General features: G+C 56.3%; 14 protein-coding genes. 3 read left to right on the plus strand and 11 right to left on the minus strand.

Annotated elements, in window-relative coordinates; translation table 11 throughout:
- Positions 1–88 precede the first annotated feature (88 nt).
- Positions 89–832 carry an SDR family oxidoreductase gene (locus tag ACFQZG_RS24675; protein ID WP_378157421.1) on the minus strand — a complete coding sequence of 248 codons (744 nt, stop codon included), beginning with the start codon at positions 830–832 and terminating at the stop codon, positions 89–91.
- Positions 833–889: 57 nt separating this feature from the next.
- Positions 890–1,480, minus strand: coding sequence for a Crp/Fnr family transcriptional regulator (locus tag ACFQZG_RS24680; RefSeq protein WP_378157422.1), 591 nt, complete (start codon positions 1,478–1,480; stop codon positions 890–892).
- A 114-nt stretch (positions 1,481–1,594) separates the two neighbouring features.
- Here ACFQZG_RS24680 and ACFQZG_RS24685 point away from each other — a divergent pair, with 114 nt between their 5' ends.
- A complete protein-coding gene (locus ACFQZG_RS24685; protein ID WP_378157423.1) occupies positions 1,595–1,858 on the plus strand; it encodes an AbrB/MazE/SpoVT family DNA-binding domain-containing protein in 264 nt (87 codons plus the stop codon).
- Position 1,859: 1 nt separating this feature from the next.
- A complete protein-coding gene (locus ACFQZG_RS24690) occupies positions 1,860–2,264 on the plus strand; it encodes a type II toxin-antitoxin system death-on-curing family toxin (protein ID WP_378157424.1) in 405 nt (134 codons plus the stop codon).
- Between the two features lie 40 nt (positions 2,265–2,304).
- Here ACFQZG_RS24690 and splB read toward each other — a convergent pair whose 3' ends face one another.
- The 8 genes from splB to ACFQZG_RS24730 all read right to left on the minus strand — a co-directional run bounded on the left by splB (position 2,305) and on the right by ACFQZG_RS24730 (position 11,994).
- The gene (gene splB / locus ACFQZG_RS24695; RefSeq protein WP_378157425.1) at positions 2,305–3,369 is read right to left on the minus strand and encodes a spore photoproduct lyase; all 1,065 of its coding nucleotides are present in this window, start codon (positions 3,367–3,369) and stop codon (positions 2,305–2,307) included.
- A gap of 79 nt (positions 3,370–3,448) precedes the next feature.
- Entirely contained in the window at positions 3,449–3,661 is a 213-nt protein-coding gene (locus tag ACFQZG_RS24700) for a cold-shock protein (RefSeq protein WP_378157426.1), read from the minus strand.
- A 420-nt stretch (positions 3,662–4,081) separates the two neighbouring features.
- The gene (melA, locus tag ACFQZG_RS24705; protein WP_378157427.1) at positions 4,082–5,380 is read right to left on the minus strand and encodes an alpha-glucosidase/alpha-galactosidase; all 1,299 of its coding nucleotides are present in this window, start codon (positions 5,378–5,380) and stop codon (positions 4,082–4,084) included.
- A gap of 93 nt (positions 5,381–5,473) precedes the next feature.
- Positions 5,474–6,355 carry a carbohydrate ABC transporter permease gene (locus ACFQZG_RS24710; protein ID WP_378157428.1) on the minus strand — a complete coding sequence of 294 codons (882 nt, stop codon included), beginning with the start codon at positions 6,353–6,355 and terminating at the stop codon, positions 5,474–5,476.
- Between the two features lie 20 nt (positions 6,356–6,375).
- The gene (locus ACFQZG_RS24715; protein ID WP_378157429.1) at positions 6,376–7,272 is read right to left on the minus strand and encodes an ABC transporter permease; all 897 of its coding nucleotides are present in this window, start codon (positions 7,270–7,272) and stop codon (positions 6,376–6,378) included.
- Positions 7,273–7,311: 39 nt separating this feature from the next.
- A complete protein-coding gene (locus tag ACFQZG_RS24720) occupies positions 7,312–8,991 on the minus strand; it encodes an extracellular solute-binding protein (RefSeq protein ID WP_378157430.1) in 1,680 nt (559 codons plus the stop codon).
- A gap of 239 nt (positions 8,992–9,230) precedes the next feature.
- Entirely contained in the window at positions 9,231–10,268 is a 1,038-nt protein-coding gene (locus tag ACFQZG_RS24725; RefSeq protein ID WP_378157431.1) for a response regulator transcription factor, read from the minus strand.
- Positions 10,243–11,994, minus strand: a complete 1,752-nt coding sequence (locus ACFQZG_RS24730; RefSeq protein ID WP_378157432.1) for a sensor histidine kinase — start codon at positions 11,992–11,994, stop codon at positions 10,243–10,245. Before ACFQZG_RS24730 ends, ACFQZG_RS24725 begins: the two co-directional genes overlap by 26 nt.
- A 236-nt stretch (positions 11,995–12,230) precedes the next feature.
- On the opposite strand from ACFQZG_RS24730, the gene ACFQZG_RS24735 reads away from it, so the two are divergent.
- A complete protein-coding gene (locus tag ACFQZG_RS24735; protein WP_378157433.1) occupies positions 12,231–12,860 on the plus strand; it encodes a YfbR-like 5'-deoxynucleotidase in 630 nt (209 codons plus the stop codon).
- Between the two features lie 73 nt (positions 12,861–12,933).
- Here ACFQZG_RS24735 and ACFQZG_RS24740 read toward each other — a convergent pair whose 3' ends face one another.
- A complete protein-coding gene (locus tag ACFQZG_RS24740; protein WP_378157434.1) occupies positions 12,934–14,220 on the minus strand; it encodes a LysM peptidoglycan-binding domain-containing protein in 1,287 nt (428 codons plus the stop codon).
- Positions 14,221–14,254: the final 34 nt, after the last annotated feature.

Below are 14,254 nucleotides of genomic sequence, written 5' to 3' on the forward strand. Positions count from 1 at the left end.
TCGACAATCTGGTATCCAATATCGCGCTCCCAATGAAAGAACGCCAACCTCGATCGGTCGGCGTTCTTCCGGCGTTGCCTGCTTGGTTTCACCCGTTCTTCAGTATCCCGTCAGCCACGGAGGGGACGAGACGTTTCAAGATTTTCAGCAGCTTGACCTTGCCGATCGCCGCCTCGAACTTATCCCGCTTGTACGCCTGCCAGAACTCGTCCGCGAGCTCGCCGGGCGAAGTCTTCCTCCCGTTGCCTCTTCCCCGCGTCATGTCGGTGTCCACGAGCGGAGGAACGATCTCGAATACTCGCACGTTCGTCTCTTCCAACTGGTATCTCAACGCTTGCGTGAAAATTCGAAGTCCCCCCTTCGTCGCGCAATATACAGGCGCGCTCTTCTTCGGCGAGATGGCGAGCCCGGACGTTACGTTAACGATGGCGGCTTCCTCCCGAGTCGCGAGCAAGGGCAGAAGCTTAGCCGTCAACCGGATCGGCGACATCAGATTGAGGCCGATCTCTTCGGAGATCCGCTCGCCGATCTTCTCGTCCCGCTGATCGAGGAAAGAGTCCAAGTATTGCATGCCCGCGTTGTTGACGATCACGCTTAGGTCAGGATGCTCTTCGCTAAGCTTGGACGCAAGCCGATCCGTCTCCTCTTCCGAACGCAAGTCGCAGACGTATGCGGCGATGCCAGGGAATTTCGCTCTCGCCGCATCCAACTTATTCTGATCTCGCCCTACGACGATCACCTGATTACCCTCGCGAACGAACCGTTCCGTCAACGCCAGTCCAATTCCCGCGGCGCCCCCCGTAATGAGCACCTTATGTCCCGTCGGTCTCATGACCATCTCCCCCTTCGTCCTTCTACTCTAGAACGACTGGAGGAGATTATCATTAACCTAGGTTAATCTGCCTCGAATTCGGCTCAGCGCGACGGGCGTAATTCCGAGATACGAAGCGATATGGTACTGAGGGACCTTGTTCTCGAGGTGCTTGTATCTCCCGAGGAATTGCCGGTACCGTTCCTCCGCGGACAACATTAGCAGCTCCCGTTCGCGCCTTTCCTTACTGACGAACATATGCTGGGCGATTAAGCGTCCGAGCTTCCCCCAGCAGGCGTGCCGGTCGAACAGCGCCTCGAAATCCCGAAACCGGACGACGAGCAGTTCGCTGTCCATAAGCGCCTGGATCGAGAAGTACGAAGGCTCCCCCATGAGCAAGGAGCTGTACGAGGCCACGAATTCGTTCTGCCCGCAGAAGTTTTTGTTATAATCGGTGCCGTCGGGCGTCGTATAGTAAAGGCGGAAAAGCCCGCTCAAGCAGAAGCCGATATCCGCCGTCGGTTCCCCGGCGCGGGCGAAGTGGCTCTGTGCCGGCACGCTTCTTCTATCGACCAACGTTCGGAAGTATTCCCGCTCCGCCGGCGGGATCTCGACGAGTCTATCGAATATGGATAATAAGAGTTCGGTCTCTTCGCGTAAGTTCGTCATGCGTGGTCACGCTCCCAGACGGAGTAATCGCGATCTGTCATTCGATTTCCTCCGCTTCTATTTTCTTGTATAATTGTTATAACAGTTGAATACGATGGTAAGGAGTGAATTCCTATGAACAAGGTGAATGAGATGGAACGCAAAGTAACCAAATTCGGAAACAGTCTTGGTCTCACCATGTCTGAAGCATTGCGACAGATTGGACTCGATGCAGGCGACATCGTCACCATCGACGTAAGGGGCAATAATGACGAAATCGTCATTAAGAAGGCGAAGAAAGTGACTTTGCCTTCGGGAATCAGCCATGATTTCATGGATACTCTCTCGCAAGTCATCGAGCAGTACGATGAGACGATTAAGGGACTGAAGGATCGCTAACATGCCACTCATTCGGCACCTCACCGTTCAAGAGGTTATTGCGATTAACGTCGCTCTCATTCAGAAATACAGTCCCGGCGAAATCATTGGCGTCAAAGACGGGGGAATGCTTGAATCGGCCGTCAATCGCCCCCAATCATCCGCCTTTGCGGAAGATGCCTATCCCTCGTTATTCGAGAAAGCCGTTGCGCTGTTCGAATCGCTCGGACAGAATCATCCGTTTCAAAATGCGAACAAACGGACGGCATTCGTCTCGCTAGTCGTCTTTCTAAAGTATAACGGTTATGACTTCATCATGGATTCGAAAGCCGCTGAAGATTTTACCGTGGATATGGTGAACCATGTTTATTCCTTCAAGGAACTTGCGACGAAGATCGAACAGCATTGCAGGACAACCACGCAATAAACGTCAAAAACCACTACCCCCGTTCGGTAGTGGTTTTTAGCTACGTAAAATATTCGATCTTCGCCTCGGGAAACTTCTCGAATATCCGCTCCGTGATATACTCCCTCAGCGTCTCCGCCTGATCCTTAGGGTAGACGTACTTCCCTTGCCCCCAGCGCCCCCACTTATATTGACGCTTCGCTTCGTCCATCTCCAGCTTCGACTTCGGATATCTTCGCTCGATAATCGTCTTCGCCGTCTTCGTGAACCGATGTTGAATAAGCTCGAACGTCAAATCCCGGGTTGCCTCCGACGGAAGCGTGTCGGCAAGCTTATCGAACAGCTCGCCGTACCCTTGCTCCCAACCGTCGTACCAAATAATCGGAGCGACGATAAACCCGAGCGGGTATCCTGCCTTCGCTACTTTGCCCGCCGCTTCGATCCGGTCGGCGAAGCTGGAGGTAGCGGGCTCGAAGTTCTTGATGACGTAATCGGCGTTCACGCTGAACCGGAACCGGGTATGTCCGTTATGCTTCGCGTCCAACAGCGAGTCCACATGATGGAACTTGGTCACGAACCGGAGACGGCCGAGGGGTTCCCTGCCCATGAATTCGATATATTCCTTCAACGTGCCGGAGATGTGTTCGATTCCTACGGGATCCGACGTACAAGCGGCCTCGAAGCGCGTAATTTCGGGAGCCCGTTCTTCGATATACTTCTTCGCTTGCTCGAGAATATCGTCGGTGTTCACGTAGACTCGGATATAAGGCTTGGCCCCTAACGTCGTTTGGAGATAACAATAATGGCAATGTCCCATGCATCCCGTGGCCAGAGGGATGGCATATTCCGCGGACGGCTTCGACGTGTCGAACTTCAGCGTCTTCCGGATGCCGACGACGAGCGTTCGCTTCGCGATCTTGTATTGCTCCAGCTCGGAATCGCCCGGCAGATTCGTAATTCGGTTGTGGGACGTCGTCATCCGATATGGGATGCCCTGGCTCTTCACCCATTCGAAGATGCGTTCGCCCTTAGGGTAATGAAGCGCGTCCGGTTCGAAGTAAGCTAATTCCGGAACGAACTCCCCTCTGGATTTTGTGGGAACGGAAGACATAACTGTAGTTGTCATGAGGGCGGCACTCCTTTGCGCTTAGGGTGCCGCGGGACGGGGAGGGCTATTCGTTTTTTGCGTTAGCGGGAATTTCGAATTAATGCTTAATCTGGAGAGGGCTAGTATTGATAACCACAGCCAGCATTCTTTCGCCTTTGACCATTTCGGATTGGCATTGGGAGCATACGGGAACGATGGAGAAAACGAAATTATCTCTCATCCATCCGACACAGCCTTCTTGCGCGCATGACCATATGGCGGTTAACTCTTGGGGGAGATCTTCCTGCGGTCTTTTTCGAGAATAATACAATCGAGCATCCCTCTTCTCTCCTTAAAATAGTTGAAGCGATAAAAAATGCCCCAAACGATGTATCGTTCGGAGCTTTAAGTTGTTGTTTACAGTATCACGACATTCTCGGCCTGGGGTCACTTAGCCGTCTTACATGACGTTCTTATTCGACGAGAAATAAAAAATTCACATATCGTACAAGGTTACTCGCTGAAAGAATAACCCTCTACGCTATGTGAATTCAGTCACGATCCCGATAAACTCATTGTATCACACCTCGTCTTCAATAGCTAATGCCAATGGGGCCAAACGGATGCGAACTACGGCATCTTCCGAAGTCCGACCGAGCTTTCGTTTCGGTACTACAGCGGACGACCAAAAACACCGTGCATGCGAAGTTCGCTTCGCGCGCACGGTGTTTCCGTGTCCGGTTGCATTCCGTTACTTGTAATCCTTCAACCACTCCGCGTTGGCTTCGAACATGTCGTCGACGAGCGCCTTGATCCGATCGATCGGCAGCTCCGCGGACGTGTGCGGATCGAGCAGCGCCGCGTAATAGATCGGTTCCTTCTTGCGCGTCAGCGCCGCTTCCACGGCGAGCAGCTGCATGTTGATGTTCGTCCGGTTCAAGCCGGCCAATTGCTCAGGCAACGCTCCGAACCTGGTCGGCGTCACGCCTTCCGCGTCGACGACGCAGCTGACTTCCACGCACGCTTCCTCCGGCAGGTTGGAGATGAGTCCGCCCGTATTGAGCACGTTGCCCGCGATCTTGTACGGCACGTTCGTCTCCATCGCTTCCATAATGTACGAAGCGTACTCGTGCGTCCGGACGTGGGTCAAGCTCTCGTTGTTCACCAGCTCGTTCATGACCTTACCCCAATATTCGTCGTTGCTGTTGCCCCATCCCTTATAATTCTCCGTCGGGATGTTATACTGCGTAAGCAGCTCCGGATAAGCGTTCTTGAGGAAGTACGGGACGTACTCCGCGCCGTGCATGCTCGATTCGGTCACGTAATGGCCGAACGTATTCATGATCTCGTAGCGGACCATATCGTCGTGCGGGACGGGACGAGCCGCCGCGCGCCGTTTGATCTCCGGATACAGATCGACGCCGCGGCGGGTGATCTCGAGCAGCCATGCCTGATGGTTGATGCCGGCGATTTTCCAACGAACATCATCAGCGCTCATGCCGAGCCCTTCGAGCAGCTCCTTCGCGCACACCTGCACGCTGTGGCATAAGCCGACCGTCTTCACGCCGGTTCCCCGCAGCATTGCTCCCGTCAGAATCGCCATCGGATTCGTATAATTCAGGAACCAAGCGTCCGGGCACAGCTCCTCGATGTCCTTGGCGAAATCGAACATGGCCCCTACCGTTCTCAGCCCCCGGAACAGGCCGCCGACGCCGAGCGTATCCGCGTAAGTCTGCTTGATCCCGTATTTGCGGGGAAGCTCATGGTCCTGCCGAATCCAAGGCTCGAAAGCGCCGGCCGTGATCGCGTTCACGACGTAAGTCGCTCCCCGCAGCGCCTCTCTCCGGTCCGCGTACGCTTTGATCGTCGCTTTGCCGCCGTTGTTCTTGTTGAGCGTCTGCAGCATTTTCTCGGATTCGCCGAGGCGCTTCAGGTCGATATCGTGCAAGGCGATATGGGCTTCGGCAAGCGCCGGGGTCATCATGCAGTCGCCGAGCACGTTCTTGGCGAAGATCGTGCTTCCGGCGCCTATGAATGCGATTTTCAACATCGTGGTTCACTGCTCCTTCGGAAATGCGTTATTCAAGATGATTAGAATGAGAACCGATGGTTCGCGCCTTACGCGCTGCGCGGTATCGCCCGCCTATCCTTTGACGCTTCCCATGACGATCCCCTCGGCAAAATACTTCTGCAGGAACGGATACACCAACAGGACGGGAACCATCGCCACGAACACTTGGGCCGCTTTGGACGTCCGATCGTTGATCTCCGACCATCGCGCCACGTCCGCGGCCGTCATCAGCGTCATATCGCGATTGACGATGACGGTCTGAAGATAGCTCTGCAGCGGATAATGTTCCGGACTGTTCATAAGCATGAGCCCCTCGAACCAAGAGTTCCAATGGGTAACGATGCAGAACAGCGTCAGCGTCGCGACGGCCGGAGCCGACAGCGGAACCGCGATTCTCCATAACGCTTGCCATCGGCCGGCTCCGTCGATCAAGGCGGCTTCTTCGATCTCTTCCGGCAGCGACTTGAAGAAGTTAAGCAGAAGGATCACGTTGAACACCGGAACGGCTCCCGGCAGGATGAGCGCCCAGAACGTATCGATGATGCCGGTTGCCTTGATCGTCATGAACCAGGGGATCAAGCCTCCGCTGAACAGAATCGTCACGACGAAGTACCAGGCGTACGCGTTGCGAAACCGAAAGTCCTTGCGGTCTCTCGACAACGGATAAGCGACGAGAATCGTGAGCAGCATGTTCAGCGGAACGCCGACCGCGACCCGTTCGAGGGAGACGAGAAAAGCTCTGGAGAATTCCGGCTTCCCGATGACGAACTCGTAGGACTTCAGCGTGAATTCGACCGGCCACAGCTTGACCATGCCCGCTCCGACCGCCGAGCTGGAGCTAAACGAGATCGCCAGCACGTTAATCAGCGGGAACAAGCAGGCCGCGGCGACGACGGCGAGGAACAAGTAGTTGCAAGCGACGAAGATCCGTCTGCCTCCGGTTGCGTAATTCATGATAGCCACCCCGCTTTCCGCTAGAAAATCCGGTAGTTCGTCAGCCGGTAAGCCAGCAGGTACGATACGCTGACCATGACGAAAGATACGACCGACTTGAACAGTCCGACCGCCGTCGCGACGCCGTAATTCGCGTTCTCTACCCCGATGCGATAGACTAGCGTGTCGATGATGTCTCCCGTGCTGTACACTTGCGCGCTGTACAGGTTGAACACTTGGTCGAACCCGGCGTTCAGCACGTTGCCCAAGCTTAAGATCGACATCAGCATAATCATCGGAAGCAAGCTCGGGAGCGTCACGTTCCACGTCTGGCGGAGCCTACCCGCTCCATCCATCGCGGCGGCTTCGTAGAGAGCGGGATTGATGCCGGCCAATGCCGCCAAATAGACGATCGTGCCGTACCCGAACTCCTTCCAGGTATCCGATATAACAAGCGTGAACGGGAACCAGCGGGAGTCGCCCAGGAAGTATGTCGGCGGTATGCCGAGCGCGCCGAGCGCCTCGTTCACGATGCCCGTGGACGGAGATAAGATATCGATCAGAATGCCGCTTAGAATGATCCAAGACAAGAAGTGCGGGAAATAGATAATCGTCTGCACGCTGCGCTTGAAATACCGATTACGGGCTTCGTTGAGCAGCAGCGCGAAGGTTACCGGCACGACGATGCCCATCGTCATTTTCATTCCCGCGATGAACAAGGTATTCCACAGGACGCGCCCGATGCCGGGAAGACGGAGCATGTACTCGAAGTTCTGCCAGCCGACCCAAGGAGACAGGAACATCCCCTTGGTCGGCGACAGCTTCTCGAATGCCATGACGATTCCCGCCATCGGAACGTAGCTATAGACGAGCACGAGCAGAAAACCGGGCAGGATCATCAAGTGGAAAGGCAGTTCCCTTATCGTTCTGCGCTTCATGTCAACACCGCCTTTTCCTTGCGAACAAGCGCGATTCCCTTATTGGGCCGCCTGCCATTCGTTCACTTCGTCCGAAATGATCTTGCCGCCGAGATCGTTCCACTGCTTCGCGAACTTATCGAAATCTTCGATCGAGCCGCCCATGATGATGCGGGTGAACGTCTCGAGCTGCAGCTTCTGCAACGTCGCGTTGTTGTCCGTCATGCCTTGCGTCGGAGCTCCGAAGTAGGCGTCGTTCACGAGGTTGCCGCCCTTCGAGTAGCCGTCGATCACGGACAGGGAACCTTCCGGACCGTACATCAACTCGTTGCCCCAGAGCTTGTTGTCTCCAGCCCGGTAGGCGACGATGTTGTCGTAGTAGCCTTTCTCTTCCGGATTCAGCGCGGATGCGTCGTTCGATGCCAACGCGTTCGTTACGTCGAGATAAGCATCGAGGTTCTTGCGAGGCGCTTCCCCGTAGAGCAGCGCATAACCGAATGTGGCGATGCCTTCCTTGTTGACGTTATAGACTTCGGGCTCTGCCGTCGCTCCCCACATCTTCTCGAGGTCGAAGTTCAACAGCTTGATCGCCGCTTCCGGATTCTTCGCGCCCTTCTTCACGACATAGTACGTGCTGATCGCGAACGGAACTTGCGCTTTGGCCGGAGTCGCGTCGACGGACGGCAACGCGATCGGTTTCCATTCCATGTCCGGGTTCGCGTTCTTGCCGTCCTGCAGCCAACCGACGTTCCAGAAGTAGCCGTAGAACAGGCCCAGCTTGCCGGCATTGGCGGATTCGTTCACTTTGGACGCGTCCTTCGTGCCGAATTCCTTGTCGAGCAGCCCGTCCTTGTACATCTCCTGCAGCTTCTGCAACGCGCTCTTCGCCTCCGGTTGAATGCTTCCGTAGGCCAGCTTGCCGGAGGCGTCCTTCACCCAAGCGTTCGGATAAGCATGGAAGCCGTTGAAGAATCCGTCCATCCCGGCGTAGAAGCCGAAGATATCTTTGCTGATGCCGAGCCCGTACGTATCCGGCTTGCCGTTGCCGTCCGGATCGCCCGTCACGAACGCTTTTGCCGTGTTCGCGACTTCGTCGATCGTCTTCGGCTCGGACAGGCCGAGCTTCTTCAGCCAGTCCGTCCTCACCCACAGCACGTGGGTTTGACCAAGACCGGAGCTCATGCCCGGCAAGCCGTACAGCTTCCCGCCGAACGTCGCGGACTTGAGCGCGTTGCCTCCGTCTTCGGACAGGATCTTCTTCGTAAGCTCCGATCCGTATTGGTCGTACAGCGACGTCAAGTCCTCGACCTGGTCGTCTTCGATGAGCCGCTTCAATTGCGCAGCGTTGACGGGAGTGATGTCGGGCAGATCGTTGGAGGCGATGGAAATGTTCAGCTTCTGGTCGTACTGCCCGGCCGGCGTCGTCCAGTCGTATTTCACTTTAATGCCCAGCTCGCTCTCGTAAGCGCGAGACCAGACGTTGTTGTCGATGGCGTCTCCTTCGGCGAACTTCGTTCCCTCCGTGATCGGCCGGACCGCCGTCACTTCGATCGGCGGCGCGTACGCGCCGAGAGGATCGGCGGGCGCTTCCGCGGAAGCGCTCGCGCCGCCGCTTGCTCCGGCCGAACCGGTCGGCTGGCTAACGTTGTTGCCGTTGTCTCCGTTATTCCCCGAGCATGCCGCCAATGTCATTACCATGATGGAAGACAGCAAGATTGCCATTCCTTTTTTCTGTTTCATCGTGCCGAACAACCCCTTATCTTCAGTGTCGATTCCGATGCAAGTCCAGTATAACAAGCCCGGTCGCCCGATCGTGAGCGAGAGCCATCGCGAGATGCTGCGCCTATTATCTTCCGCTATCGCTTCCCCGGTCATCTCTATCTCCTTAACGGAGACCAAAACCCACCTCTAACGCAAAAAAACCGCCAAGAACGATGTCCCGACGGTCTTCCCTGCGCGATAATCGCCCGCGCTTCTTCTCATTCGCGTCCCAAATGCCGCTGTCTGTAATCGCTCGGCAGCAGGCCGGTTTGCTCCTTGAACAGCTTGCTGAAGTGCCTCTGATCGATAAATCCGCACTGCTCCGCGATCCAATAGACGGGATGGTTCGTCGTCTCCAGCAGATCGCGCGCCGTATAGACGCTCATCGCTTGCTGGTAATGGACGAACGTCATCCGCGTAATATCGCGGAAGCTCTTGCTGAAGTAGCTCTTGCTCAAGTTGACCGCCGCGCTGATCTCCTCCTGCTTCTGCGCGCCGCCGGGACGTTCCGCGATCCGGTCCGCCGCCCGCAGGATCGCCGCAAGCACGTCCTCGGAATAGCCCGGGCGCCGCAGCCAGACGCCCGCGGCTTCGCGTATGCCTTGCAGCCAGCGATCCGCCGCTCCCGCCCCGGACGGCGGATCGCCGATCGCCGCCCAATCGAATGCGGGCAAGCTTCTCGTCCAGCTCTTCAGCGCCTTCCGGAGAACGGCATCCAACCCATCCGCCGCGCCGCCCTCCCCGCAAGCCGATACCGCCTCGGCCAGCACCGCATAACGGGCATCGTCCGCTAGCCAAGAAATACCGGCGGCCGCTTCTCCGACGATCGAAGGGTCGGAAGACTGGTTCTTCCTCAGATCTTGCCGACCGGCTTCGTCCCGCCGGACCGCCCGAACGATGCGCTCCAGCGTCCGGTCGAGATCGAGCTCTTCCAACTGCGTCTTCACGATATAGTCGATCGCTCCGAGCCTTAGCGCCTCTTGCACGTAATCGAAGTCCTGATGGCAGGTCAGGATGACGGCCTTCATCGACGGGTCGTAATCGAGCGCTTGACGCACGAGCTCGATGCCGGACATGCCCGGCATCGTAATATCGGTCATGAGAAGTTGAACCGGTTGGGCGCGGATGAATTGCATCGCCTTCTCTCCGGTCGCCGTCTCCCCGACGATCTCGATCCCGTGCTTGTCCCACGGGAACAGGAGCCTTAACCCTTTGCGCACCAAGCTTTCGTCATCCACGATCAGCGCCTTGATCATCGTTGTCCGCTCCTTCCAAGACGTCCGGAAGCCTGATCGAGATCGTCGTGCCCCGTCCGGACTCGCTCTGCACGCTCAGCTCCGCTTTCTCCCGGTAATGTACCGCCAGCATTTTATTCACGTATCTGAGCCCGATGCCAAGACCGGACCCCCGCGGACGTTCCGCGTCCTCTTCGAACAGCTCCCGCAGCTTCTCTTCCGGCATCCCTCGTCCGTTATCCCGAACGCGAAGCGATATTCCGTCCTTCTCGCGTCTAATCGATACTTCGATGAACCCCTTCTCGTCGTCTTCGAAGCCGTGATACAGCGCGTTCTCGACAAGAGGCTGGAGAATGAAGCGCGGAATGGGAACGTCCAGCGTATCCGGATCCGCCTGCAAGGACACGTTAAAGGAATGATCGTACCGGATGTTCTGCAGCTCGATATAATCGCGCACCGTATCGACTTCCTCCCTGACGGTGACGATAATATTCTTCTTCCCGAGATTATAATGCAGCACCCGGGTGAAAATCGAGACCAGCTTCGCGATGTTCGCCTGGCCCTGCATGCGGGCAAGCCACTGGATCGTGTTCAACGTATTGTGCAAAAAATGCGGGTTGATCTGCACGAGCAGTTTCTCCACCTCGAGCTGTCCCCTGCGCTTCTCGTTCTCCTCGACGTCCGTGATCAGCTCCGATATTCGCAGGCTCATCTCTCCGAAGTTGCCCAGAATCCTGTCGAACTCCGTCAGTCCCGTCGAAGGCGCGGCGGATATCGGACGTTGGTGGGCGAACCTCGTAATCTCCCGGTTGATGATGCGGATCGGCCGATACACCATTCGCCAGATCAGCCAAGCAAGTCCGATGCCGACGGCCAAGGACAAAGAAGCAAGCAGAACGAATTGAACCAGCCACTTGTTCATCTCGCGGTCGTAGTCGGCGATCGGAATGAGTTGCCGGATCGTCCAGCCGTGGTCTCCCGTCGCTTCGAAGGACTTGTAGGCTCCGGCCGGGATCTTATAGGCCGTTCCCGGTGCCATTCCCGCGAGATTGCTGAAGGCCACCGTTCCGTCCGGATTCGTCAGCACATGGTAGACGGAGTCCTTGGAACCGTTACCGCGCTCGCCCGCGTCGGCGAACATTGCGTCAAGACCGACCGTCTTCGTCTCGATGTAGGCGTACAGCGGCGTTCCGTTGCCGTATTCCAGCTTGCGCAACAGCGCGAATACGAGTTCCTTGCCGTCCAAGGACGGCAACGGCCCGAAGTAGACGAACGACTTCTGCTTGTAGAACGCGTTCATCGTCTCCGGCCGAAAATCGAATTTGGCGCCGGTGTTCGGGAAGAGCACCTTCTCCTCCAACTCCGGCGCATAGAATAACAGAACCCCGAGATTCGGGTTCGAGAAATTGACGTTCGCCATCGATTGCGTGATGTTCCGATACAACACCGAACGTTCGTAAGGCGTTCCGCTTCCGATGAACTGGACGACGTCGCGGCCGATGCCTCCCTCGACGTCGAGCAATTGCGACACTCTAGCCAGCTCGTCCAGCTTGCGGTCGAGTTCGTCCCGCTCGAGTCGCGTTCTGTCCTCCCAGTCCTGTTGGATTTTCTCCGTTTGAACGATGTAAATCCAGCGATAGGAGACATAGCCCGTCAGCAACAGGGGAACGACGGTCGCGATTGTCAGAATCAACGCAAGCCTTCCCTTGAGCGATCTCGGCGACGGGGCCCGATAGCGTAACCTCATGTTGCCCATGCCTCCTTGTCGCAATCGTTCGGCGGTATTTGTTAATAGGGTATATGATTTCCGTGGAAAAAGGCAATCCGACTTCAAAATAAAAAACTCTAAACCTTAAGCGGCCAGAGTGTTGCAGGCGGGGCAGGGACCGATTTCCTCTGCCGAGTTAATCGTCCATTAACAAAACGAATCTATACTATACGTAGCAACCATCCCATCCTTCATCACAGAAAGGAATCCGCGAAATGGGCATCCATACGTATTTTCAATCGCTGACCGATCTAGAACGAATCATTCGCTGCCCGGGTAAATTCAAGTTTCAGGAGCACAGCGTATCGGCCCATTCATGGAAGGTCGTCCAATACGCGAAGACTTTGGCCGATATCGAAGAGAGCAACGGAGTCGTCGTGGATTGGAAGAAGCTGTACGGAATCACGAGCAGCCATGATTACGGCGAAATCTTCATCGGGGATATCAAGACGCCCGTGAAGCACTATTCGCTGGAGCTCCGGGCCATGCTGCAAAAAGTAGAAGAAGGCATGGTCGAACACTTCATCGACGAGCATATTCCCGAGGAATTCAAGCGCATTTTCCGCAGACAGCTACGCGAAGGCAAAGACGACTCGGTGGAAGGACAAATCTTGGAAGTCGCCGATAAAATGGACCAAATTTACGAGGCCTTCGCGGAGCTCCAACGAGGAAATACGGAAAAGGAATTTATCGTCATGTACCGCAACGCCCTGATCAAAATCAAGCAAATCAAGCTTCATTGCGTGGCGTATTTTCTGGATAATATCTTGCCGGACTTAGTAAGCGAAGGCTCTCGGTCTCCCATCGATATCGAGAAGATTACGAACGAAGCGTTGGCCTCCTAAGGCACTTCCCGAATAGGAAGTGCCTTTGCGCATTCATGCGGCCGAGAACGCCCACGGATGGCCGTCCAAGTCGCTACTTCTTGACCACGCGAAAATTCTCGTCGATGAGCAGCCAGTTCTGCGGGAAGCTGAGCCCCAGCTTCCAATAGCTGATGCCTCGCAATCCCAGCTCCTTCAACAGATCGAACTTCGCTTGAATCGAGCGCGCGTCCTCGAACCAGACGACATGCTCCTTGCCTTTATCGTCCCAATAGTTGTAATGCGGCGCCTGCGCCTTCGCATCGTAGAGAATCTCGGCGTTATGTTCGCGAGCGATATCGATCGCCTGCTGCGGACTGACTGCCTTGGCGTACGCGCCACCCTGCACGAACGGAAGCGTCCAATCGTAACCGTATAGATTCTGGCCCATCATGATTTTCGATCCCGGCATCTCCGTCAGCGCATACTCGAGCACCTGTCGCACGGGCCCGATCGGGGATACCGGCATGGGGGGCCCTCCGCTGTAGCCCCATTCGTACGTCATGATGACGACGAAGTCCACGATCTGTCCGTGCTTATGATAATCGTGCGCCGTGTACCATTCCCCTGCCTGCGTCGCGCTCGTCTTCGGTGCGAGCGCCGTCGAGATCAACAGCCCTTCCCCGTGGATGCGATCGGCGGCTTTGCGGAGAAAGCGGTTGTAAGCCTCGCGATCCGCCGGACGAAGATGCTCGATGTCGAAATGAATATCGCGGAATCCCGATTCCTTCGCCGTCCGAATGACCGTGTCCAGCAGCCGATTCTGCACCTGCTCGTCGTTCAGGACGACTTGCCCGAGCTCCGCGCTGAACTGGCCGTTCTCCAGGTTCGTGACGACCATCATCAGCACCGCTCCATGCTGACGCGCAATCTCACCAAGACCGCCGATCGGCGGGGGCTTCAGCGTCCCGTCCCGATTGATCTGGAAGCTGAACGGAGCGAGATACGTCAAGCTCGGCGCCGCCTCGCGAGACGCCTCGAGCAGCGCCGGCGCCACGCTGTTCCCCCGCGGCTCGACGTACGCGTTAATCTCCGCCGGCCGTCGCTCTCGCGGCGGAATGTACAATCTTGTCCCCGGAGTCAAAGCCCCGCCGATCGGGATTCGATTGACTTCCGCCAGCCGTTGCGCGGTCGTGCCCTGTGTACTGGCAATGCCGGTTAACGTATCTCCGGGACGTACCCAATAATACGAGCCGACGATCGGAATCACTAACGTTTGCCCCACGACCAGCGACTTCGACGGCGAAATTTCATTCGCTTCCGCTATGGTTTCGACGGGAACTCCATACGTCTGCGACAGCTGGTACAGCGATTGGCCGGATTGTATGGTATGAATTTGCATAACGGTCTCCCACCTTATCGATACATCTTGAGAA

It is taken from the genome of Cohnella sp. GCM10027633, from assembly GCF_042675445.1.
Lineage (GTDB): Bacteria > Bacillota > Bacilli > Paenibacillales > Paenibacillaceae > Cohnella.

Bases quoted from the DNA above. Each gene is read 5' to 3' on its own strand.
- ACFQZG_RS24675 (WP_378157421.1), bottom strand. From the start codon at position 832: ATGAGACCGACGGGACATAAGGTGCTCATTACGGGGGGCGCCGCGGGA.
- ACFQZG_RS24680 (WP_378157422.1), bottom strand. From the start codon at position 1,480: ATGACGAACTTACGCGAAGAGACCGAACTCTTATTATCCATATTCGAT.
- ACFQZG_RS24685 (WP_378157423.1), top strand. From the start codon at position 1,595: ATGAACAAGGTGAATGAGATGGAACGCAAAGTAACCAAATTCGGAAAC.
- ACFQZG_RS24690 (WP_378157424.1), top strand. From the start codon at position 1,860: ATGCCACTCATTCGGCACCTCACCGTTCAAGAGGTTATTGCGATTAAC.
- splB (WP_378157425.1), bottom strand. From the start codon at position 3,369: ATGACAACTACAGTTATGTCTTCCGTTCCCACAAAATCCAGAGGGGAG.
- melA (WP_378157427.1), bottom strand. From the start codon at position 5,380: ATGTTGAAAATCGCATTCATAGGCGCCGGAAGCACGATCTTCGCCAAG.
- ACFQZG_RS24710 (WP_378157428.1), bottom strand. From the start codon at position 6,355: ATGAATTACGCAACCGGAGGCAGACGGATCTTCGTCGCTTGCAACTAC.
- ACFQZG_RS24715 (WP_378157429.1), bottom strand. From the start codon at position 7,272: ATGAAGCGCAGAACGATAAGGGAACTGCCTTTCCACTTGATGATCCTG.
- ACFQZG_RS24720 (WP_378157430.1), bottom strand. From the start codon at position 8,991: ATGAAACAGAAAAAAGGAATGGCAATCTTGCTGTCTTCCATCATGGTA.
- ACFQZG_RS24725 (WP_378157431.1), bottom strand. From the start codon at position 10,268: ATGATCAAGGCGCTGATCGTGGATGACGAAAGCTTGGTGCGCAAAGGG.
- ACFQZG_RS24730 (WP_378157432.1), bottom strand. From the start codon at position 11,994: ATGAGGTTACGCTATCGGGCCCCGTCGCCGAGATCGCTCAAGGGAAGG.
- ACFQZG_RS24735 (WP_378157433.1), top strand. From the start codon at position 12,231: ATGGGCATCCATACGTATTTTCAATCGCTGACCGATCTAGAACGAATC.
- ACFQZG_RS24740 (WP_378157434.1), bottom strand. From the start codon at position 14,220: ATGCAAATTCATACCATACAATCCGGCCAATCGCTGTACCAGCTGTCG.